The sequence below is a fragment of the Mesorhizobium sp. LSHC412B00 genome (assembly GCF_000503035.1).
GTDB lineage: Bacteria > Pseudomonadota > Alphaproteobacteria > Rhizobiales > Rhizobiaceae > Mesorhizobium.
In genome coordinates, this window is sequence record NZ_AYWB01000012.1 from 108,431 (window position 1) to 130,061 (window position 21,631).

The following is a 21,631-nucleotide window of genomic DNA, read 5'->3' on the forward strand; positions in this document are numbered from 1 at the left end:
CCCTCAAGGGGGAAGATTGGCTGTCACTGTGGCTTTCGCCAATTGTCGAAATTGAAAGAAGTTACGGCGCCGAAGCTGCTGATCTCCCCCCTTGAGGGGGAGATGGCCGGCAGGCCGGAGGGGGGTGCTGTCCCGCCGACCTAGCCGCTGAAATCAGGCAAACGCGCCGTGGCAGTGCTTGTATTTCTTGCCGGAGCCGCAGGGGCAGGCTTCGTTGCGGCCGATCTTGCCCCAGGTCGCCTGGTTGTTCGGATCGCGGTCTTCGGGAGCGACGATGGCGTTGCTCTCCTGGCGGACCAGAAGTGCGGTCTCGCCACCCTCGAAATCGTCCTCGCCCGTGGTGCCGTCAATGTGGCTGCCGAACATTTCAGGCGCTTCGGGCGGCGGCGCTTCGGCGGCCTGGCGGACCAGTTCGACGCGCATCAATTGCGCGGTGACGGCCTGGCGCAGATTGCCGAGCAGCGCCTGGAACAGCTCGAACGCCTCGCTCTTGTATTCCTGCAGCGGGTCACGCTGGGCGTAGCCGCGGAAGCCGACGACCGAACGCAGATGGTCGAGGTTGACGATGTGCTCGCGCCACAGATGATCGAGCGTCTGCAACACCACCGAGCGTTCGACATAGCTCATCACGTCTGGGCCGAAGCGCTCGGCGCGCTCCTTGGCGGCGGCGTCGGCGGCCTTGGTCAGGCGCTCGCGGATGTCGTCCTCGGCAATGCCTTCTTCCTTGACCCAGTCCTCGACCGGCAGGTCGAGATTGAGGAATTCGGCGACCTCGGCCTTGAGGCCGGCGACGTTCCACTGCTCGGCATAGGCGTTTTCGGGGATGTTCTTGGTGACGATCTCCTCGATGACGCCTTCGCGCATCTCGGCGATCGTCTCGGACAGGCCTTCGCCGTCCATCAATTCGATGCGCTGCTCGAACACCACCTTGCGCTGGTCGTTCGAGACGTCGTCGTATTTCAACAGGTTCTTGCGGATGTCGAAGTTGCGCGCTTCGACCTTCTTCTGCGCCTTTTCCAGCGCCTTGTTGATCCACGGATGGATGATGGCCTCGTCTTCCTTGAGGCCAAGCTTCTGCAGCATGCCGTCCATACGCTCGGAGCCGAAGATGCGCATCAGATCGTCCTGCAGCGACAGGAAGAATTTCGAACGGCCGGGGTCGCCCTGGCGGCCGGAGCGGCCGCGGAGCTGGTTGTCGATGCGGCGCGATTCATGGCGCTCGGTGGCGAGCACGTAGAGGCCGCCGGCGGCTAGCGCCTTTTCCTTCAGGCGCTCGACATCGGCAATGATTTCCTTTTCGCGCGCCTCGCGCTCGGGACCAGCAGGCATGTCGCCCAGTTCGTCCTCGATGCGCATCTCGGCGTTGCCGCCGAGCTTGATGTCGGTGCCGCGTCCCGCCATGTTGGTGGCGATGGTGATGGCGCCGGGCTTGCCGGCCTGGGCGACGATGGCCGCTTCGCGCTCGTGATGGCGGGCGTTCAGCACTTCGAAATCCTTGAACCCTTCCTTGCGCAGGCGCTCGGCCAGTTGCTCGGATTTTTCAATGGAGGTGGTGCCGACCAGCGTCGGCTGGCCCTTGGCGCGCGCTTCCTTGATCTCCTTAACGATCGCCTTGTACTTCTCCTCGACCGTCCGGTAGACCTCGTCGTCCTCGTCCTTGCGGATGACCGGCAGATTGGTCGGGATCTCGGTGACTTCGAGGCCGTAAATGTTGCCGAACTCCTCGGCCTCGGTCAGCGCCGTGCCGGTCATGCCGGACAGCTTCTTGTAGAGGCGGAAATAGTTCTGAAAGGTGACGGAGGCCAGCGTCTGGTTTTCCGGCTGGATCGCCACATGCTCCTTGGCTTCGAGCGCCTGGTGCAGGCCTTCCGAATAGCGGCGTCCCGGCATCATGCGGCCGGTGAATTCGTCGATGATGACGATCTCGTCATTGCGGACGATGTAGTCCTTGTCCTTCTGGAACAGCCGGTGCGCCTTCAGCGCGTTGTTGACGTGGTGGACGATGGCGACGTTCTCGACGTCATAGAGCGACTCGCCCTTGAGCAAACCGGCCGCGCGCAGCAGGTTTTCCAGCTTCTCGGTGCCTTCTTCAGTGAAGATCGAGGTCTTCTGCTTCTCGTCGATCTCGTAGTCGGCTGGGCCGAGCTGCAGCATGAAGGCATCGATGGTGTTGTACATTTCCGAACGGTCCTCGAGCGGACCGGAAATGATCAGCGGCGTGCGCGCCTCGTCGACCAGGATGGAATCGACTTCGTCGACGATCGCGTAATTGTGGCCGCGCTGCACCATCTGCGCGCGCTCATACTTCATGTTGTCGCGCAAATAGTCGAAGCCGAGCTCGTTGTTGGTGGCATAGGTAACATCGGACGCGTAGGCGACGCGGCGTTCCTCGTCGGACAGGCCATGGACGATGACGCCGACCGAGAGGCCGAGGAATTTGTAGACGCGGCCCATCCATTCGGAGTCGCGGGTGGCGAGATAGTCGTTGACGGTGACGACATGGACGCCCTTGCCGGCAAGCGCGTTGAGATAAACGGGCAGGGTGGCGACCAGGGTCTTGCCCTCGCCGGTGCGCATTTCGGCGATGCCGCCATTGTGCAGCACCATGCCGCCGATCAGCTGCACATCGAACGGGCGCATGCCGAGCACGCGGCGGGATGCCTCGCGGACGGTGGCGAAGGCCGGCACCAGCAGGTCATCGAGCGTAGCGCCGTTGGCGATATCCTGGCGGAATTTTTCCGTGCGGGCCTGAAGTTCGGCGTCGGACAGCGCCCGCATCTCGTTTTCCATGGCGTTGATCGCCTCGACACGCGGCCGGGTCGATTTTACGCGGCGATCGTTGGAGGAACCGAAAACCTTACGGGCGAGACCGCCGAGACTGACCATCCGATGGTCCTTTCGATAGAATTCTCAATTTTGAGATGAGCGCCGGCCGGCCCCATCAATTCCGCGTGAAACGCGGACAAACACAAAAAGCGCCCGGAAAACGGTTCTGGACGCAAAGTCGTTGGACAGATAAGAGGGGGCTCAACTGATGTCAACGCCGCGTTAGCCCTATGGGCAGCGCCAAATTCCGCCACAATCCGGCTGATCTGCAAGCCCTACCAATCCCCCCTTGGAGTTAATCTTGATGTCCTTACTGTTTCGCCGTGCGTCGCTCGCCAGCCTTGGCCTGGCTTTCGGCCTGTCGGCCCTGTCGCTGTCTCCGCTGATGGCCCAGGAAGCCGCTCCCGCCCCGGCCAATGCCGCAGCAGCGCCGGCGGCAGCCCCCGTCGATCCGAACGCCGTCATCGCTACCGTCAATGGCCAGAAGCTGACCGAGGCGGACCTTGGGCTTGCCGAGGGCGAGCTGTCGCAGCAGTTCTCGCAGTTGCCACCCGAGCAGCGCCGCGCCGCCGCCCTTTCGGCGGCCATCGAAATCCGCGTCATGGCCGCCCAGGCGGTCGCTACCGGGCTCGACAAGGATCCCGAATTCCAGCGCCGCATGGCGTTCCTGCAGCAGCGCGCGCTGCATGGCGAGATGGTCGAGAAGGGCGTCGTCGACAAGGTTACCGATGCCGAGGTGCGCGCCCGCTACGACCAGGAAATCGCCAGCACGCCGCCGGTCAATGAGATTCATGCCCGTCACATCCTCGTGAAGACGAAGGAAGAGGCCGAGGCGATTATCAAGCAGCTCGATGGCGGTGCCGACTTCCAGAAGCTCGCCAACGAGCATACCAGCGATCCCTCGGGCAAGACCAATGGCGGCGATCTCGGCTGGTTCGGCCCGGGGCAGATGGTGCCGGAATTCGACAAGGCGGCAGTTGCGCTCGAAATCGGCAAATACACCAAGGAGCCGGTGCAAACGCAATTCGGCTGGCATGTCATCAAGCTCGAGGACAAGCGCACCAAACAGCCGCCGGCCTTCGACGACGTCAAGGACCAGGCCAAGCAGGCGGTGATCCGCGACAAGTATTTCGCACTGGTCAAGCAGCTGCGCGGCGCCGCCAAGGTCGAAATCCCCGACGCCAATCTGAAGAAGGCCGTCGACACGATGGAAGCCGGCAAGTAAGGCCGGCACCGAAAAAACATGCAAAGGGCGCCGTTCGGCGCCCTTTTCAATTGTGGGAGATGCCTGACATCACATAGCGGACAGTGGCACGGATTGTCGCCTCATCTTCGTCCAGCCGGTTGGTCAAAAGGTGTTTCCAGGCATAGGAAGCGATGAGGTCGGCGACCAGCGCTGCGTCGACATCGGCCGCAACCTCGCCGCGCGCCTTGGCGCGCTCGATGATCCGAGCGGTGTGGGACACGCGCCCATCGGCATAGCCAGTCAGGGCCGCGGCCGCCGCTTCGTCCGACTGGGCCTCGGCGATCAGCGAGCGGAATACGCTGCCCGAGGATGTGTCGCGCCAATGCGCGAAGAGGTTCCTCAGGAAACCGACGAGGTCATCTTCGAGACTGCCGGTATCGGGGACGTCGACACGCTTTTGCCGCTTGTAGACCTCTAACAGCAGGGCCGCCTTGCTCGGCCACCAGCGATAGATCGTGGGTTTGCCGGCGCGCGCCCGCCGCGCCACGGCCTCTATGGAGAAGCCGGCATAGCCGGCCTCGACCAGCACCGCCTCCGCGGCCTCGAGAATGGCCTCGGCGCTGTCTGGGTTGCGCCGCGCCCCGATCGATCTGCGCGCCGGATCCTCGCCCATGTCTGTCCTCGCCAACAATCTCGCCGGCAATCCTGGCCAACAATCTCGCCGACAATATAGGTGAGCTGGCAGGCAAACGAAACGGCCCGTTTCCAGCGCTTGTAGAAGCGGGTCTCACGTTCGCCCTGCGCGGGGATTTTCAGTTCATCGCTTGCGAGGTTTCCGAGGCGATCCGCCACTGGCCGTCGCTCTTCACCAGCCCAAGCGTGACGCGTGCCTTGCCGGTCATGCGCGCCGCCGATTTGTCTTTCGACATATAGTCGTAGCTCATCGCGAACACGGCTTCGGCGCGGTTCTCGCCCTGCCGCGTCACATTGAGGCTGCCGGGCTCGAGACTGAACGACCAGGATGCAAATTGCGCGAACCAGTCCGTCTTGAGCTTGACGACGGCGTCGCTGTCATAGCGCGTGCCGAAGATGGTGGCGGAAGGCGCATAGAGCCGCTTGACGGTCTCGCCGATCGCCGCGGCATCGGGCGCAAGATAGTCGTCGCGCAGGAATTTCTCGATTGCGGTCTTGTCGTCGCCTACAGACCGTTCGAGTGCCGCAACCTTTGTTTCGGGCGCCGGGGGGACGGCGGGCTTCGGCTGTGCAACCGTTTCGCCGCCGGGCACAAACTCAAACCGTTCGAGCAGCGAACCCTGTTCCCATGGGCGCTGTCCCTCGCGGGTTTCGGAGACCACGTCGCGGCGCACCGCGATCATCATGTCGTTGATGCTCTGGCCGGGCTCGGCCATGTGTCGCAGCAGGGCGGCGGCGAACGGCGAATTGCGCCCGGTGCCGTCCATGGCGACAGCGCCTGGCGCCGTCGAGAAGGCGATGAAGGAGCCGCGCGTCGAATCGAACTGCGCCAGACCGGCAAGCGCCGTTGCCGAGCGCGTGGTGGCGGTGCGGCTCAGGCTGCGGGCAAAGGGATTGTTGCGGCAGGCGTCAAGGAAAACCAGGCTGACCTTGGTCTGCTGCTCCATGATGTCGAGGACTTCGTCGATCGGCACGGCTTCGAGCTGCAGCTTGACCGGCATGTCGAGCCGGGCGTCGACCGGCACGATGTAGTTGCGCCCTTCCACCTGCAAGCCGTGGCCGGCGTAATAGAAAAGCCCGACGCCCGCACCTTCCAGCGCATCGGAAAATTCGCCGATCTTGCGCTCGAGTTCGCGCTTGCCGAGATCGTTGCCCTCGATGACGTCGAAGCCGATCGAGCGCAGCTTGCCGGCAATATCGAGCGCATCGTTGACCGGATTGGTGAGCGTGCCGGCTTCGGCATAGGTGCCATTGCCGATGACCAGCGCCACGCGCCGTTCCGGCTGCGCATCGGCGCTCAGGAGCAAAAGCCCCATAAACGCCACCGCCAAGATCACCAGCCTGCCCATGGCCGATATCATAACGCCAGAGGCCCCGCCGACGCCAACGGATTTGAAATGCAAGCTTAATCCCTGGTGGCTTGCCCACAGCGGCGGCCAAGAAAACGCCCTTGCGCCGGGCCGTGCTATCGGGCAAACCGGCCTTCGCCTAGCGTTTTTCCGTCGCCCGAGGTCCCCAATGTCCGCAACGATTTCGCCGCTCGCGCCGAAGAAATATCCCAAAATGCCTGCCATTGAGGGCGTGCGCATCGCCACCGCAGAGGCCGGGATCAAGTACAAGAACCGTACCGACCTCTTGGCCATAGTCTTCGATGCCGGCACAGCGGTTGCCGGCGTGTTCACGAAGTCGAAATGCCCCTCGGCGCCGGTCGACTTCTGCCGCGAGAACCTTGGCGCCGGCAAGGCGCGGGTGCTTGTGGTCAATTCCGGCAACGCCAACGCCTTCACCGGCAAGAAGGGCCGCGCCTCCACCCAACTGACCGGCGAGGCCGCGGCCAAGGCCGCAGGCTGCACGCCAGGCGAAGTGTTCCTCGCTTCTACCGGGGTAATCGGCGAGCCGCTCGACACCACCAAATTCAGCCATTTGCTGGCCGGACTGGTCAAGGACGGCAAGCCGGATCTGTGGACCGAGGCGGCAAAGGCCATCATGACCACCGACACCTATCCGAAAGTGGCGACAGCGACGGTCAAGCTCGGCGACACCGACGTCATCATCAATGGCATCTCCAAGGGCGCCGGCATGATCGCGCCCGATATGGCGACTATGCTGTCCTTCATCGCCACCGATGCGCCGATCGCCGCCCCCGTGCTGCAGGACTTGTTGTCGCGCGGCACGGCCAAGACCTTCAACGCCGTCACCGTCGACAGCGACACCTCGACCAGCGACACGCTGCTGTTGTTCGCCACCGGAGCCGCTGCCAAGCGCGGCGCGCCCGCCATCAGCGATCCCAAGGATGCCCGTCTCGGCGCCTTCCGCCGGGCGCTGGGCAAGGTGCTCAAATCGCTGGCGCTGCAAGTGGTGCGCGACGGCGAGGGCGCCCGCAAGCAGGTCGAAGTCACCGTTACCGGCGCCAAATCGGCGCGCTCGGCCAAGCGCATCGCGCTGTCCATCGCCAATTCGCCGCTGGTCAAGACGGCGGTTGCCGGCGAGGACGCCAATTGGGGCCGCGTCGTCATGGCCGTCGGCAAGGCCGGCGAGCCGGCCGATCGCGACCGGCTGTCGATCTGGTTCGGCGACAACCGTCTGGCGCATGAGGGCGAACGCGACCCGGGCTACTCCGAGGAAGCGACCTCGGCCTATATGAAGCGCGACGACATTCGCATCCGCGCCGATATAGGTATCGGCCGCGGCAAGGCGACGGTGTGGACCTGCGACCTCACCAAGGAATATGTCGCCATCAATGGCGATTACCGGAGCTGATGGAGTTGGCTTCCAGGCATCCGGCAAGCATGCTGGCCATCGTGCGCCGCTACGAGGCTGCGGGGTTTCGCGCCTGGCCGGCGGCGGCCGTGCATTATGACGGCACCTGGGTGGTGCGGCTGACAGCCGGCCATCCGGCCAAGCGGCTGAACTCGGTCAACCCGCTCGATCCCGGCGACACCCAGCACATTGCCGAGCGCATCGGCCGCGCCAGCCGGCGCTTCGACGCCTATGGCAGGCCGCTGACCTTCCGCATCTCGCCGCTGTCGGGGCCGGACCTAGCCAAGCATCTCGACAATGAGGGCTGGAGCACATTCGACGAATCCCTGGTGATGCGGCTGCCGCTGGCGGACGCGCAACTGGCGCCGGCCATGGACCAGATTCCGCTGAAGGATATCAGCCGCTTTCTCGGCGCGTCGCTCAAGGTCAGCGGCTCGGATGCATCGCTGCGGCCCGGTCTTTCGGAAATCATCGGCGCTATCCAACCCGAAGTCGGGCTGTTTGCGCTGGAGGAAGGGGCCGACCCTCTGGCGGTGCTGATCTGCGTCCATGACGGCGATCTTGCCGGTCTGTTCGAGATCGCCACCGCCAAGTCGGCGCGCAATCAGGGCCATGGCCGCAACCTGATCCTGTCGGCGCTGAAGTGGGCGAGGCTGCGTGGCGCTCGCGAAGCCTGGCTGCAGGTCGAGGCCGGCAATGCGCCGGCGCTGGCGCTCTATCGCTCGCTGGGCTTCGACGAAGTCTATCGCTACCACTATCGCCGGCCGCCGGGCGCATGAGCGAGATCACCGGCAAACGCCTGCTGCTGGTCGCCGCGTGCGCGCTGGTCGATACCGATGGGCGGGTGCTTCTGGCGCAGCGGCCCGAGGGCAAACAGCTTGCCGGCCTGTGGGAATTTCCCGGCGGCAAGGTAGAGCCAGGCGAGACGCCGGAACAATGCCTGATCCGCGAACTGCAGGAAGAAATCGGCATCGAGACTGACATTCCTTGCCTGGCGCCGCTCACCTTCGCCAGCCATTCCTATGATGATTTCCATCTCCTGATGCCCCTGTTCGTCTGCCGCCGCTTCCGCGGCATCGCGCAGCCCAGGGAAGGGCAGGCGTTGAAATGGGTGCGGCCAAAGCAGATGCGCGACTATCCCATGCCGCCGGCCGACGCGCCGCTGATCCAGTTCCTCATCGACCTGTTGTGACACAAAGCCATTTCGCGGTCTGATCTAGCCAGCGTTAATGGAAGATTTATCTCGTCGTGAAAAATTGCGGCAAAGCGGGTTCGCGGGGAGCGATTGCATGAGCCTCGACAGGGAATGGGACTCGATCCGGCCAGATCGCAGCTTTCGCGCCGCCGGCGTCGGCTTATTGCGCGTCACGCTGTTGTTCGGCTCTGCCGCAGTGGCGCTGGCGCTGATCGCGGTCCCCGTGCTGGACAACCAGACGCGATCATCCAGCCGCGATGCTCTTGCAGGCGGTCTCGACCCGATGAGCACGGGTTCGATCGGCTCGCGGGCCACCTATACGCTGCGCAGAAGCGTGCTGCAGCCCTCACCGAGCTCAGTCTGCATCATCCGCGCCGACGGCCAACGCAGCGGCGACTGCTGACCAACAAGGTCGACACCAGCTTGAGAACTTCCTCAACGCAGGCCCATTTCACAGCCTGTTAAGCTTGTGCCGTTAACCTTTCTTAACAGGTCGGCGATATGGTCGGGGATGAGAGGGATCGACGATCATGAAGCCATTGCTGCGCCGATTTTTGCAGGACGAAACAGGCGCCACGGCCATTGAATATGGCCTGATCGTTGCGGTGCTGTCGCTTGCCATCGTCGGGGGTGTCGGCAAGGCCAGCAATGCGATCCAGTTTCTGTTCAGCGACAACAACAGCAGGCTCGCAAACGCCTTCGCCGAGCACTGATCCGGAGCGCCGTCACCGCCCGCCGGGGTTTTCCAGTATCGTCTTCAGCGAGACCTTCGCCGAACCCGGTTTCAAGGGCTTTTGCTGCGAGGCATCGGGCGCCCAGCCCGACATCCAGACGATGGAAAAGCTTGCCCTGATGCGGCCATCAGCGTCCGAAAAGCGTTCGGCATAGATTTCGGCGGCACGGGTAAAATGCTTTCGCGCTCCCGGTCGCCGGCTGCGATCGGTCAGCGCGCTGGTTTCGCCCATCGCCCTGAGATCGGCAATGAGGTCGAAGAGGGTATCGTAGCGGACGGTCACCGTTTCGACGTCGGCCACCGGCAGCGCCAGTCCGGCGCGCTGCAGCAGTGCGCCGGCGTCGCGAACATCGGTGAAGGGGATGACACGCGGGCTGGCGCCGCCATAGAGTTCGGNGTTCGGTCTCGGCGGCGAGCAGGCTTTCGCGCAATTCGGAAAGCGTGCCGGCGCCGGCAAAGGCGCCGAGGAAAAGCCCGTCGGGCCGCAGAGCGCGGCGGATCTGCACCAGCATGCCGGGAATGTCGTTCATCGCCTGCAACGACAGAAGTGAAACGACGAGGTCGAGGCTTTCCGGCTGGAACGGCACTGTTTCCAGCGGTGCTATCAGCCCTGGCCGGCCGTCCAGAAACGCTGGATCTGCCTCGACGCGCACGATCTCCGCTGCCTTGCCGCTTGCAGCGACCACGTCCGTTGCGTCCGGCGTCTGGCAAAACAGCACCGCGGCCTTGCCGAATTTCCGCTCGACCGCGCCGAGCCGGTCGGCAAGGTCTTCCGCCGCCCGCCGCATCAGAAAATCCGCGCCGGCTACGGGGTGGGCCAGCGCCCTGCGCTTGCGCACCAGCCAAAGTTCAGTATCGATGATCGGCTGCAACGGTAGACATCCCTGTTCGTCTGTCTAGTGATATCCTGGCGCGGACGACAAAACCACGTGGCCGATCCGGTGATGGAGATCAAGAGCCTCGCTCAAATCATGTTGAAACTGGCCATGTTGGACTGGCCGGCGCGGATGCTGTTCCCGCCGGTCTGTGCCGGCTGTCGCAGGCACGTCTCGCAACCCGGCGTTTTGTGCGGTGCCTGCTGGCCGAAGCTGAGGCTGCTGGAGCGGCCATGGTGCGCGGTGATGGGCACGCCATTCACCCACGATATGGGCGAGGGGTTCCTGTCGGCCGAGGCGATCGCCGATCCGCCGCCGTTCGAGCGGGCGCGGGCGGCCGTGGCCTATTCCGGTGTCGCCCGCCAGATGGTGCAAGGGCTGAAATACCAGGACCGCACCGATCTGGCGCCATGGATGGCGCGCTGGATGCTGCGCGCCGGGGCCGAGCTAGTTGCAGACGCCGATGTCGTCGTGCCGGTGCCGCTGCACTGGCGGCGCTTCTTTCGACGGCAGTTCAACCAGTCGGCGGAGTTGGCAAGGGCGGTTGCGCAGCTTAGCGGGCTGCCTTTCTCGCCCTCGGCGGTCCGGCGCGTCAAGCTCACGCGCCAGCAGGTCGGGCTGGAGCGGCAGGCTCGAGAGGACAATGTGCGCGCCGCCTTCCGTGTGCCTGCGGAAGCCGAAATCGAGATCACTGGGCGCCGCGTGCTTCTGGTCGACGATGTCTACACCACCGGCGCTACCGTGCGCTCGGTCGCCAAGGCGCTGAAGAAGGGCGGCGCCGGAGCGGTCGATGTGCTGACCTTTGCGCGTGTCCTGCCGGGGGACTTTCGGGCCGACGAGTCCGCGACTATATAAGGTCAAGGAAAGGCACGGACCGATGCTCGATGTGACGATTTACACCCGTATGATGTGCGGCTATTGCGCGGCGGCCAAGCGGTTGCTCGACCGCAAGGGCGTCGCCTACACCGAGCATGACGCTTCGTTTTCGCCGGAATTGCGCCAGGAAATGATTTCGCGGGCGCATGGCCGCTCGACCTTTCCGCAGATTTTCATCGGCGACACGCATGTCGGCGGCTCCGACGACCTCCACGAATTGGAGGCACGGGGGCAGCTGGATAGGCTGCTTGCCAACGGCTCGACGACAAAGAGCGGTTCGTAGCGCCGCTCTATGTCTTTGTTTTTACGCAATTCCGGACGGAAAACCGTTACACACTTTTCCTGGAATTGCTCAAAGAGGACGTGACGATGGGTGTTTTCAAGGCGGCGGCGATCCAGATGCGTTCGGGCGAGAGCCCTGAGCGCAACGCGATCGATCTCGAACGGCTGGTGCGCGAGGCCGCAGGCCTCGGTGCAACCTACATCCAGACCCCGGAAATGACCGGTGCGCTGATCCGCGACAAGGAAGCCAGGGCTGCTTCCTTCACCTCGGAAGACAAGGACATCGTCGTGGCGACCGCGCGCAAGCTCGCCAGCGAACTCGGCGTCTTCTTGCATATTGGCTCTACCGCCATCCTGCGCGCCGACGGCAAGCTCGCCAACCGGGCGCTGCTGTTTGGGCCGGACGGCGCGACGCTCGCCACCTACGACAAGATCCACATGTTCGACGTCGATCTCGACAATGGCGAAAGCTGGCGCGAATCCGCCGCCTATGAGCCGGGCACCGAAGCGGTCGTCACCGAGATCGACGGCGCCAGGCTGGGCTTTGCCGTCTGCTACGATCTACGCTTTCCACAGCTGTTCCGCGCCGAGGCGATGGCCGGCGCCGACCTCTTGTCGGTGCCTGCCGCCTTCACTCGCCAGACCGGCGAAGCGCACTGGCATGTGCTGCTGCGAGCCCGTGCCATCGAGAACGGCGCCTATGTGGTTGCTGCAGCACAAGGTGGCCTGCATGAGGATGGCCGCGAAACCTATGGCCATTCGCTGATCGTCGACCCATGGGGTCGCATCATCGCCGAGGCCGTCCATGCCGAGCCGGGCGTGATTATCGGCGAGATCGATACCGCACAGTCGTCGGCCGCGCGCAAAAAAATCCCCAACCTTAGGAATGCGCGCGATTTTGCCGTCAATGCCGGCACGGCTGAAGTGCCGCGGCTCAGGGGCGCGGCTTCGTGATCCGCTTTGCCCTGATCTGCGAGCACGAGCACGAATTCGAGGGCTGGTTTCGCAGCAATGACGATTTCGACACGCAGAGGAAGCGCGGCTTCGTCGATTGCCCGAGCTGCGGCTCGCACAAGGTGCAAAAGGCGCTGATGGCGCCAGCCGTCTCCACCGCGCGGAAGCAGGAAACAATTGCGCTGGCCATGGGCGAAACCCAGAAGCAGGCTTTGGCGCAACTGAAGGCGATGGCCGAGAAGGTGCGCGAGAATGCCGACTATGTCGGCGACAAGTTTGCCGAAGAAGCGCGCAAGATCCATTTCGGCGAGAGCGATGCGCGCGGCATCTATGGCGAGGCGACGTTGGACGAAGCCAAGAGCTTGGCCGAGGATGGCATCGATTTCATGCCGATCCCGAGTTTTCCCGAGGAGCGCAATTGAGCGATCAGCTGGCGCTATCGATCAATTTGCCAAGCAACTGAGCCAGTGCCCCCCGCTCCGTGCCGGTGAGCCCGGCGAGGATTTCATGCTCGTTGGCGACGTGGGCGGTCAGGGCTTCGTCGATCAAGGCCAGACCTTTTTCGGTCAGTTGCACGACAATGCCACGCCGGTCGTTGGGGTGCGGGCCGCGCAGGATCAGTCCGGCCTTCTCCAGCCGGTCGAGCCGGTTGGTCATGGCCCCAGAGGTCACCATCGTCGCCTCGTATAGAGCGGTCGGTGTCAGCGCGTAGGGCTGGCCGGAGCGGCGCAGCGTCGCCAGCACATCGAATTCGCCGGCCTGCAGCCCGAAACGGGCAAACAGCGGGGCGAGGCGCTCGCGGGCGATTAGCGACGAGGCTTCGTTCAGCCGCCCAAGCACCAGCATTGGCGACACCTCCAGGTCCGGCCGTTCCCGCTTCCATTGCTCCACCGCCTTTGCCGCGCGATCCATCTGTCTCACCGCTAAGTATCTTGACGTTAAGGATCTTTGTGGTATGCTACCTCAAGATACAGTTTCGACCCAGTGCCGCAAGTGAGTGACGGGACCATCCGATGAAATTTCTCTGGGAATCGGCGCTTGGCCTGCTGGTCGTCACCGGCGGCCTGCTCGGCCTGACCCTGCCGTTCGGCAAGCTGGCGACGGCTGCCGGCGTTCCGGCCATGGTCTGGGCCTTCGTTATCTCGTTCGGCGCCGGGGGCGTGCTGCTGTGCGCGTTGCTCGCGAACGGCGAGCGCATGCGGCTCACCTCGCACAGACTGCGCTATTTCTTCATCACCGCCGCCGTGTCCTACGCCGTGCCCAATCTGCTGATGTTTTCGGCTATCCCGCATCTCGGCGCCGGCTATACCGGCATCATGTTCACGCTGTCGCCGGTCATCACACTGGTGTTTTCGATCCTGCTCGGCGTTCGACGGCCAAATATGCTCGGCAGTATCGGTATCGCCGTCGGCTTCATCGGCGCGGTCATGGTGGCGGTGACTCGCGGCGAGGCCGGCCAGCCGGCCGATTTCTTCTGGGTACTGGTCGGACTTTTGATCCCGGTCAGCCTTGCCGCCGGCAATATCTATCGCACCGTCGACTGGCCCGAAGGCACCGGTCCGATCGAACTGGCCGTCGGCAGCCACCTGGCCTCGGCGACGCTGCTGCTGATCGGCATTCTCACGCTGTTCGGCGTTGGCGCTTTCGCCCCGCTCAGGGCCGTGCCGCTGGTTGTCGTGGCGCAAGTCGCTTCGGCCTCGGCGATGTTTGCCTTCTTCTTCCGGCTGCAGGCCGTGGGCGGTCCGGTCTATCTCAGCCAGATCGGCTATGTGGCGGCGGCCGTCGGCCTGTTTGCCGGAACCATCTTCCTCGGCGAGCACTACCAGTTGCTGACTTGGGCCGGCGCGGTGATCATCACCATCGGCGTGATCATCACCACCAAGGCGCAGAGCCAGAAGGCATAGGGTCTTTGGTTTACGCAATTCCCTAGGCAAAGCGCTATGCGCTTTTCCCGGGAAAACCGCTTCACACTTTGCTCGAACTGCTCAAGCTTAAATTTGGCTCGCGTCGAGGCGCTTCCGTAGCGCCGGCGGGGCGACGTTTCGCCAGGCCGTCCGAACGGCGCTGCGGAATGTCTGTTCGTCGCAGGCTTCGAGCATGATCGACGTCCATCCCTTTTGGCCCCAGCCGCCTGTCACGGGCCTGAAAACCGATGGCTCAGCCGCGGCCATCATCTCTTGCTGGTCCCGGTCGAGCTTGACGACAGCACGGTCGGCTTCGGGCAGCGAGACGAAGATACGGTTGCGGACGCGGAAGTCAGCCTTGCCGAAATGCGATTGCTCGACCGTTTCGGGAAGATCGAGCGCCAGCTCTCGGGCCCTCATAGTGTCCACGGCCGCCCCCTTTCGTTCAGACCGATCGTTTTTCCGCCAGCACCATATAGTTGACGTCCATGTCCTTGGAGCGTGCCCAGCGGTCGGCGAGAGGATTGTAGGTCACGCCGGTACGGTCGATGATGGTCATGGCGGCGCTGCCGAGCGCCTTTTCAAGCTCTTCGGGCCGCACCAGCTTGCCGAACTGGTGGGTGCCGCGCGGCAGCCAGCGCAGCACATATTCGGCGCCGATTATGGCCAGGCCCAGTGCCTTCAGCGTGCGGTTGATCGTGGCCACGAACATGATGCCGCCGGGCTTGACCATCTCGCCGCACTTGCCGATGAACAGGTCGACATCGGCAACATGCTCGACGACTTCCATGTTGAGGACGACGTCGAATTTCTCGCCGGAATCGGCCAAATCCTCAGCGGTCGTAGCGCGATAATCCACCGTCACGCCGCCTTCGGCCGCGTGCAGCTTCGCCACCTCGATGTTGGTTGCCGAGGCGTCGGCGCCGACCACTTCGGCTCCAAGCCTTGCCATCGGCTCGCACAATAACCCACCACCGCAGCCGATATCGAGGAAACGCAGGCCTTCGAACGGCCGCGCCGCCCGCGGATCGCGGCCAAAGCGCGCCGCCACCTGGTCCCGGATATAGGCAAGCCGGACCGGGTTGAATTTGTGCAGCGGACGGAATTTGCCGTTCGGGTTCCACCATTCGGCGGCAAGCGCGGAAAAGCGTTCCACTTCTCCGGCATCGATTGTCGATCGTCGGGCCTCTGGCATGGGGCGGGTCTCCTCGGACGCTAGGAAGTCGGGTGCCGGGGCAAGAAAGTCAAGGCCGGTTTTTGCGACTGCTGGCTAGTCGACCTATGGCCTCGAGATCACAATTGCCGAATGTTCCATCGCAACACTTGCGGGATCGATGGCCCGCATCGCTTCGCAATCGCCGATCTCGGCCATGATCCGGCCTGCGGCGGCGAGAGCCTGCTCGCGACTTCGCCAGCGCACCACATCGACCCATCCGCCATCGTCCCGCCGCGCCAGACAGCGGTTTACGAAACCAGGTTGCCGCGCCAGCCAGTCGGCGACCAGGTTGTTGGCGGCGGCAAAGCCCGCTTCCGCTCCAGGTTTGAGGCGAAAGGTGACGATTTCCAGGGCCTCGGTCATCTTGCGTCCAGCACGTCGCGCAATTTCGCCGCCAGCTGCTCGATGGTGAAGGGCTTGGCCAGGAAATGCACGTCATGGTCGAGCACGCCATTGTGGACGACGGCGTTCCTGGTGAAGCCGGTGGTGAAGATCACCTTCAGCTTCGGCATGCGCGCCAGCGCCTCCTCGGCGAGCTTGCGGCCATTCATCACCGGCATGACGATATCGGTGAACATGAGCGCCACACCAGGGTTGTCGCCCAGCTTTTCCAGCGCTTCCTGGCCGCTTGCGGCATGAATGACGGTGTAGCCGAGTTCGCGCATGGCATCCGTGGTGGAAGCCCGCACGCGTGGATCGTCCTCCACGACAAGGATGGTTTCGGTGACCGGCACGGCAGGATTTCCGGCTCGTTCCGAAGATATGGCGGCCTCTTCCGGGCCGAAGAAGCGCGGCAGGTAGATCCTGATCGTGGTGCCTTGGCCGGGTTCCGAGTAGATCTTGACGTGTCCGCCGGACTGTTTGACGAAGCCGAACACTTGGCTCAGCCCGAGGCCGGTGCCCTTGTCGACTGGCTTGGTGGTGAAAAATGGCTCGAAAGCCCGCTCCATGACGTCCGCCGGCATGCCGGCGCCGGTGTCGCTGACCGCGATCATCACATACTGGCCGTCTTTGACCTCGGCATGGGTGGCGGCGTAGCTCTCGTCGAGGTGGCTGTTGGCGGTCTCGATGGTCATCTTGCCGTCCTCGCTCATGGCGTCGCGCGCATTGACCGCCAGATTGAGAATGGCATTTTCGAGCTGGCTCGGATCGGCATGGGTCTTCCACAGGCCGCCAGCCAGCACGGTTTCGATGCGGATGGTTTCGCCGAGCGCCCGCCGAAGCAGGTCCGACATGCCGGCGACCAGACGATTGGCGTCTACAACCTGAGGCGCGAGCGGCTGCTGGCGCGAGAAGGCAAGCAGCCGTGACGTCAAGTTTGCGGCCCGGGTCGCCGCATCGGTCGCCGCTTCGATGAATTTCATGATGTCGTGCTCGCCCCGCGCCAGCTTGCGCTGGGCGAGGTTCATGGCGCTGATGATCACCGCCAGCATGTTGTTGAAATCGTGGGCGATACCGCCGGTCAGCTGGCCCACAGCCTCCATCTTCTGCATCTGGCGGATCTGCGATTCGGCCTTTTCACGCGTCTGAATTTCGTTGCCGAGCTCGATGTTCTTGCGCATCAGCTCTTCCTGGGCGATGGCCACTGCGCGGAACCGGCGGCGCGAAAGGCGAACCGTGTAGGCGCCAAGCAGGAAGATCGCCAGCAGCGCCGCTATCGAGCCGATTCGCAGCCAGTTTTCGACCCGGTCGGTATGAGCGTCGCGCGCGGCGATGGCTGCGCCGCCAATGCGCCGGATCGTGTCCATGCTGGCCCGGATCTGGTCCATGGCGGCCTTGCCCTGGCCGCTGCGGACCAGTTCCAGAGCTTTTGCCGCATCGCCGCGATCGTAGAGTGCAATCGTCTCAGCCAATTCGGCCTGGTTTTGTGAAAGCGCGTCCTTGACGTGGTTGATCTGCTGCACGAGTTCGTCGTCCGGCGCGGTCATGCCGTCGATGCGGGCAAGCTGGCCCGGAATGGCGTCGACCGCCTGCCGATAAGGCTGGAGGTAGGATTTCTCGCCGGTCAGGAGATAGCCGCGCTGGCTGGTCTCGGCCTCCTGAGCCATCGCAAGCAAACCGGAAAGCAATTCCTGATACTCGACCGCCTCGCGCGCGGCCTCACGATTGGCTCTCTGGGTCTCGACCAGCACGGCGCGTGTGCCGACGATCAACGCCAGCACGGCGAAGCCGATGAACAGCGGCAGCGATTGCCACCGCATGGCGCGTCGAAGGCGAACAATCATTCGATATGCCGGACCAAAAGGAGTTTCCCGCGGGCAGCATTTGGTAAGCGGCGGCGGGGCCGAACGCAATATGCCGCGATCCTGAAGCCGGCATCCGCCGCCAGCCTTGCGAAACCGTGATCATTTGGCTAAGGAGGCGCGCATTCAGCGGCCGGCTTCTGTCGAGCGCTTACTTCCCCTTTCGGTCCTGGGCCGGCTTCAGTCAAAGGCATTTCGCTTCCATGGCGCGCATCGTGATGAAATTCGGCGGAACCTCCGTCGCCGACATCGCCCGCATCCGGAATGTGGCGCGTCACGTCAAACGCGAGGTCGATGCCGGCCATGAGGTCGCTGTCGTGGTTTCGGCGATGGCGGGCAAGACCAATGAACTGGTTGGCTGGACGCGCGAAGCCTCGCCCATGCACGACGCGCGCGAGTATGACGCCGTGGTCGCCTCGGGCGAGCAGGTGACTGCCGGCCTGCTGGCGATCACACTGCAGAATATGGGCGTCCATGCCCGCTCCTGGCAGGGCTGGCANGCAGGTGACTGCCGGCCTGCTGGCGATCACACTGCAGAATATGGGCGTCCATGCCCGCTCCTGGCAGGGCTGGCAGATCCCGATCAAGACCGACAACGCGCATGGCGCGGCGCGCATCCTCGAAATTGACGGCGCGTTCCTGATCAAGCGCTTCGGCGAGGGCCAGGTGGCTGTCGTCGCCGGCTTCCAGGGCATCGGCCCGGACAACCGCATCGCCACGCTCGGCCGCGGCGGCTCCGACACAAGCGCGGTGGCCATTGCCGCGGCGGTCAAGGCCGACCGCTGCGACATCTACACCGATGTCGACGGCGTCTACACCACCGATCCGCGCATCGAGCCGAAGGCGCGGCGGCTCAACAAGATTTCGTTCGAGGAAATGCTCGAAATGGCCTCGCTCGGCGCCAAGGTCTTGCAGGTGCGCTCGGTCGAGCTTGCCATGGTGCACAGGGTGCGTACGTTCGTGCGGTCGTCCTTCGACGATCCCGATGCGCCCGGAATGGGGGATTTGCTCAATCCTCCGGGAACGCTCATTTGCGACGAGGAAGAGATCGTGGAACAGCAGGTCGTCACCGGAATTGCCTACGCCAAGGACGAAGCGCAGATTTCTCTGCGCCGCGTCGGCGACCGCCCGGGCGTTGCCGCCGGCATTTTCGGCCCGCTGGCCGAGGCCAACATCAATGTCGACATGATCGTCCAGAACATCTCCGAGGACGGCAAGTTCACCGACATGACCTTCACCGTGCCGTCCGGCGACGTGGACAAGGCGCTGGCCGTGCTGGAGCGTCTGAAGGCTTCGATCGGCTATGACGTGGTGCAGTCGGAAGCCGGCATGTCGAAGGTTTCGGTCATCGGCATCGGCATGCGCAGCCATGCCGGTGTGGCCGCCACCGCTTTCAAGGCGCTGGCCGACAAGGCGATCAACATCCGCGCCATCACTACCTCCGAGATCAAGATTTCGATACTGATTGACGGTCCCTACACGGAACTCGCGGTTCGCACTTTGCATTCCGTGTACGGTCTGGATAAGCAGTAGCGAGAGCGATTTGAGTTGTTGCGTGTGCGCCGGTCGCAGTGGAAACTGCGGCGGGCAAAATGCCCATTGGAGAAGAAGCCGCGATGCGTGATACGGCCAGCGGCCCGCGCGTTCTGCTGAAACGGCTCCGCGAGCTCATGCAGGAGCCGCTGGAGCCGCAGGAGCGGCTCGACCGGATCGTGCGCGACATCGCCTCCAACATGGTCGCCGAGGTCTGCTCGCTCTATGTGCTGCGCGCCGATTCGGTGCTCGAACTCTATGCCACCGAAGGTCTGAACCCGAACGCCGTCCATTTGGCGCAACTGCGGCTGGGGCAGGGCCTCGTCGGCACCATTGCCGCGAGCGCGCGGCCGCTCAACCTCTCCAATGCACAGGAACATCCGGCCTTCGCCTACCTGCCGGAGACCGGCGAAGAGATCTACAATTCCTTCCTCGGCGTGCCGGTACTAAGGGCAGGGCGCACGCTGGGCGTGCTGGTGGTGCAGAACAAGACCATGCGCCACTACCGCGACGACGAGGTCGAGGCGCTGGAAACGACCGCCATGGTGATCGCCGAGATGATCGCCACCGGCGATCTCGCGCGCCTGACCCGGCCCGGCCTCGAACTCGACCTGCGCCGTCCCGTCAGCTTTACCGGCCTGTCCTTTAACGAGGGTGTCGGCCTCGGCCATGTCGTGCTGCATGAGCCACGCATCGTCGTCACCAATCTGTTCAACGAGGACAGTGAGGAAGAGGTGCGCCGGCTGGAGACGTCGCTCGGTTCGCTCAGGCTTTCCATCGACGACATGCTGGAGCGGCGCGATGTCGCCTTCGAGGGAGAACATCGCGAGGTGCTCGAGGCGTATCGCATGTTTGCCAACGACCGCGGCTGGGTGCGCCGGCTGGAAGAGGCGATCCGCAACGGCCTGACGGCGGAAGCGGCGGTGGAAAAGGTGCAGAGCGACATGCGCGCCCGCATGCTGCACATGACCGATCCTTATTTGCGCGAGAGGATGAGCGACTTCGACGATCTCGCCAACCGGCTGCTGCGCCAGCTGATGGGGCGCGGGCCTGACGACGTCGCGGCGTCACTGCCGAAGGATGCCATCCTGGTCGCGCGCTCGATGGGCGCGGCCGAACTGCTTGATTATCCCAGGGACAAGCTGCGCGGCGTGGTGCTGGAAGACGGCGCTGCCACCAGCCACGTCGTCATCGTAGCGCGCGCCATGGGCATTCCGGTCGCCGGCCAGATGAAGGGCGCCGTTTCCATGGCGGAAAACGGCGATGCCATCATCGTCGACGGCGAGGAAGGCACCATCCATCTGCGGCCGCAGCCCGACCTCGAAGCTGCCTATGCCGAAAAAGTGCGCTTCCGGGCGCGCCGGCAGGAAGTCTACCGGGAACTGCGCAAGAAGCCGTCGGTGACCAAGGACGGCGTCCAGGTCGACCTGCTGATGAATGCGGGCCTGGCCGTCGACCTGCCGCAGCTGGCCGAGGCGGGTGCGGCCGGCATCGGCCTGTTCCGCACCGAATTGCAGTTCATGGTCGCCTCGACCTTCCCGCGTGCCGAGGCGCAGGAGCGGCTCTACCGCGACGTGCTGGACGCGGCGCGCGGCAAGCCGGTCACCTTCCGCACCATCGACATCGGCGGCGACAAGGTGCTGCCCTACTTCAAGGGCGCCATCCAGGAAGAAAACCCTGCGCTCGGCTGGCGCGCGATTCGGCTGACGCTCGACCGACCGGGTCTGCTCAGGACCCAGATCCGCGCTCTGCTGAAGGCCTGCGGCGGGCGCGAACTGAAGCTGATGCTGCCGATGGTTACCGAACTCGGCGAAATCGCCCAGGCGCGCGAGATCATCGACCGCGAAGTGCGGCATCTCTCCCGCTTTGCCCACCATCTGCCGACCAGCCTCAAGGTGGGCGCCATGCTGGAAGTGCCGTCGCTGCTGTTCCAGCTCGACGAGTTGATGAAGGCGGTCGATTTCGTCTCGGTCGGCTCCAACGACCTGTTCCAGTTCGTCATGGCGGTCGATCGGGGGAACACGCAGCTCTCCGACCGCTTCGACACGCTTTCGACGCCTTTCCTGCGGGTTCTGAAGCAGATCGCCGACGCCGGGGTTCGCAACCACACGCCGGTGACGCTGTGCGGCGAGCTTGCCGGAAAACCCATTTCCGCCATGGCGCTGATCGGCCTTGGCTACCGCTCGATCTCGATGTCTCCAGCCTCGATCGGCCCGGTAAAGGCGATGCTAACCGAACTGCCATTGGAGGAATTGGAGGCTTTCTTTGCCGACAATCTGATGGCGCCGGCTCAAGGGCTGCCGATGCGGGCGCTGCTGCAGGCCTTTGCCGACGACCGCTCCATCCCGCTATAGC

20 protein-coding genes and 2 pseudogenes are annotated in these 21,631 nt (G+C 64.0%); 13 read left to right on the forward strand and 9 right to left on the reverse strand.

Going from position 1 to position 21,631, the window contains the following annotated elements; all coding sequences use genetic code 11:
* Positions 1–153 precede the first annotated feature (153 nt).
* Positions 154–2,886, reverse strand: coding sequence for a preprotein translocase subunit SecA (secA, locus tag X757_RS143935; protein WP_023672992.1), 2,733 nt, complete (start codon positions 2,884–2,886; stop codon positions 154–156).
* 244 nt (positions 2,887–3,130) lie between these two features.
* Here secA and X757_RS143930 point away from each other — a divergent pair, with 244 nt between their 5' ends.
* Positions 3,131–4,051, forward strand: a complete 921-nt coding sequence (locus tag X757_RS143930; RefSeq protein ID WP_023672991.1) for a peptidylprolyl isomerase — start codon at positions 3,131–3,133, stop codon at positions 4,049–4,051.
* A gap of 46 nt (positions 4,052–4,097) precedes the next feature.
* Here X757_RS143930 and X757_RS143925 read toward each other — a convergent pair whose 3' ends face one another.
* Together X757_RS143925 and X757_RS143920 are read right to left on the reverse strand one after the other, a co-directional pair.
* Positions 4,098–4,685 carry a TetR/AcrR family transcriptional regulator gene (locus X757_RS143925; RefSeq protein ID WP_023727007.1) on the reverse strand — a complete coding sequence of 196 codons (588 nt, stop codon included), beginning with the start codon at positions 4,683–4,685 and terminating at the stop codon, positions 4,098–4,100.
* A gap of 139 nt (positions 4,686–4,824) precedes the next feature.
* Positions 4,825–6,054, reverse strand: coding sequence for a caspase domain-containing protein (locus X757_RS143920; RefSeq protein ID WP_023714959.1), 1,230 nt, complete (start codon positions 6,052–6,054; stop codon positions 4,825–4,827).
* Positions 6,055–6,223: 169 nt separating this feature from the next.
* On the opposite strand from X757_RS143920, the gene argJ reads away from it, so the two are divergent.
* The 5 genes from argJ to X757_RS143895 all read left to right on the forward strand — a co-directional run bounded on the left by argJ (position 6,224) and on the right by X757_RS143895 (position 9,373).
* The gene (argJ, locus tag X757_RS143915) at positions 6,224–7,465 is read left to right on the forward strand and encodes a bifunctional glutamate N-acetyltransferase/amino-acid acetyltransferase ArgJ (protein WP_023727008.1); all 1,242 of its coding nucleotides are present in this window, start codon (positions 6,224–6,226) and stop codon (positions 7,463–7,465) included.
* A 29-nt stretch (positions 7,466–7,494) separates the two neighbouring features.
* The gene (locus tag X757_RS143910; protein WP_023713717.1) at positions 7,495–8,244 is read left to right on the forward strand and encodes an N-acetyltransferase; all 750 of its coding nucleotides are present in this window, start codon (positions 7,495–7,497) and stop codon (positions 8,242–8,244) included.
* Positions 8,241–8,657, forward strand: coding sequence for an 8-oxo-dGTP diphosphatase MutT (gene mutT, locus X757_RS143905; protein ID WP_023685791.1), 417 nt, complete (start codon positions 8,241–8,243; stop codon positions 8,655–8,657). The genes X757_RS143910 and mutT overlap by 4 nt, the downstream gene beginning before the upstream one ends.
* Positions 8,658–8,754: 97 nt before the next feature.
* Complete coding sequence (locus X757_RS143900; protein ID WP_023694000.1) at positions 8,755–9,063, forward strand: hypothetical protein; 309 nt, start codon at positions 8,755–8,757, stop codon at positions 9,061–9,063.
* 127 nt (positions 9,064–9,190) lie between these two features.
* Positions 9,191–9,373, forward strand: coding sequence for a Flp family type IVb pilin (locus tag X757_RS143895; RefSeq protein WP_023672984.1), 183 nt, complete (start codon positions 9,191–9,193; stop codon positions 9,371–9,373).
* Positions 9,374–9,385: 12 nt separating this feature from the next.
* Here the strand turns inward: X757_RS143895 and X757_RS01000000165090 are convergent.
* Positions 9,386–10,265: pseudogene (locus X757_RS01000000165090) on the reverse strand (methyltransferase domain-containing protein).
* Between the two features lie 72 nt (positions 10,266–10,337).
* Between X757_RS01000000165090 and X757_RS143890 the strand changes: the two are divergent.
* From X757_RS143890 to X757_RS143875, 4 genes are all read left to right on the forward strand, one after another.
* Positions 10,338–11,123, forward strand: a complete 786-nt coding sequence (locus X757_RS143890; protein WP_198024418.1) for a ComF family protein — start codon at positions 10,338–10,340, stop codon at positions 11,121–11,123.
* 22 nt (positions 11,124–11,145) lie between these two features.
* Positions 11,146–11,427 carry a glutaredoxin 3 gene (grxC, locus tag X757_RS143885; protein WP_023672982.1) on the forward strand — a complete coding sequence of 94 codons (282 nt, stop codon included), beginning with the start codon at positions 11,146–11,148 and terminating at the stop codon, positions 11,425–11,427.
* Positions 11,428–11,513: 86 nt separating this feature from the next.
* Positions 11,514–12,380 carry a carbon-nitrogen hydrolase family protein gene (locus X757_RS143880; protein ID WP_023727010.1) on the forward strand — a complete coding sequence of 289 codons (867 nt, stop codon included), beginning with the start codon at positions 11,514–11,516 and terminating at the stop codon, positions 12,378–12,380.
* Positions 12,377–12,802: a DUF1178 family protein gene (locus tag X757_RS143875; protein ID WP_023685783.1), complete on the forward strand. Its 426-nt coding sequence runs from the start codon at positions 12,377–12,379 to the stop codon at positions 12,800–12,802. The genes X757_RS143880 and X757_RS143875 overlap by 4 nt, the downstream gene beginning before the upstream one ends.
* Before the next feature lie 4 nt (positions 12,803–12,806).
* Here X757_RS143875 and X757_RS143870 read toward each other — a convergent pair whose 3' ends face one another.
* On the reverse strand, positions 12,807–13,292 hold the full coding sequence (locus tag X757_RS143870; RefSeq protein WP_023672979.1) for a MarR family winged helix-turn-helix transcriptional regulator: 486 nt from the start codon (positions 13,290–13,292) through the stop codon (positions 12,807–12,809).
* 101 nt (positions 13,293–13,393) lie between these two features.
* Between X757_RS143870 and X757_RS143865 the strand changes: the two genes are divergently transcribed.
* Positions 13,394–14,284, forward strand: coding sequence for a DMT family transporter (locus X757_RS143865; RefSeq protein WP_023727011.1), 891 nt, complete (start codon positions 13,394–13,396; stop codon positions 14,282–14,284).
* 87 nt (positions 14,285–14,371) lie between these two features.
* Here the strand turns inward: X757_RS143865 and X757_RS143860 are convergent, their stop codons facing one another.
* From X757_RS143860 to X757_RS143845, 4 genes are all read right to left on the reverse strand, one after another.
* Entirely contained in the window at positions 14,372–14,704 is a 333-nt protein-coding gene (locus X757_RS143860; protein ID WP_023685781.1) for an MmcQ/YjbR family DNA-binding protein, read from the reverse strand.
* 25 nt (positions 14,705–14,729) lie between these two features.
* Entirely contained in the window at positions 14,730–15,479 is a 750-nt protein-coding gene (gene ubiG, locus X757_RS143855; protein ID WP_023672976.1) for a bifunctional 2-polyprenyl-6-hydroxyphenol methylase/3-demethylubiquinol 3-O-methyltransferase UbiG, read from the reverse strand.
* Between the two features lie 84 nt (positions 15,480–15,563).
* On the reverse strand, positions 15,564–15,863 hold the full coding sequence (locus X757_RS143850) for an antibiotic biosynthesis monooxygenase (protein WP_050587395.1): 300 nt from the start codon (positions 15,861–15,863) through the stop codon (positions 15,564–15,566).
* Entirely contained in the window at positions 15,860–17,701 is a 1,842-nt protein-coding gene (locus tag X757_RS143845) for a CHASE3 domain-containing protein (protein WP_023712843.1), read from the reverse strand. The genes X757_RS143850 and X757_RS143845 overlap by 4 nt, the downstream gene beginning before the upstream one ends.
* A gap of 245 nt (positions 17,702–17,946) precedes the next feature.
* On the opposite strand from X757_RS143845, the pseudogene X757_RS01000000165095 reads away from it, so the two are divergent.
* Together X757_RS01000000165095 and ptsP are read left to right on the forward strand one after the other, a co-directional pair.
* Positions 17,947–19,276: pseudogene (locus tag X757_RS01000000165095) on the forward strand (aspartate kinase).
* Between the two features lie 83 nt (positions 19,277–19,359).
* Complete coding sequence (gene ptsP, locus X757_RS143840; RefSeq protein ID WP_023693992.1) at positions 19,360–21,630, forward strand: phosphoenolpyruvate--protein phosphotransferase; 2,271 nt, start codon at positions 19,360–19,362, stop codon at positions 21,628–21,630.
* Position 21,631 lies beyond the last annotated feature (1 nt).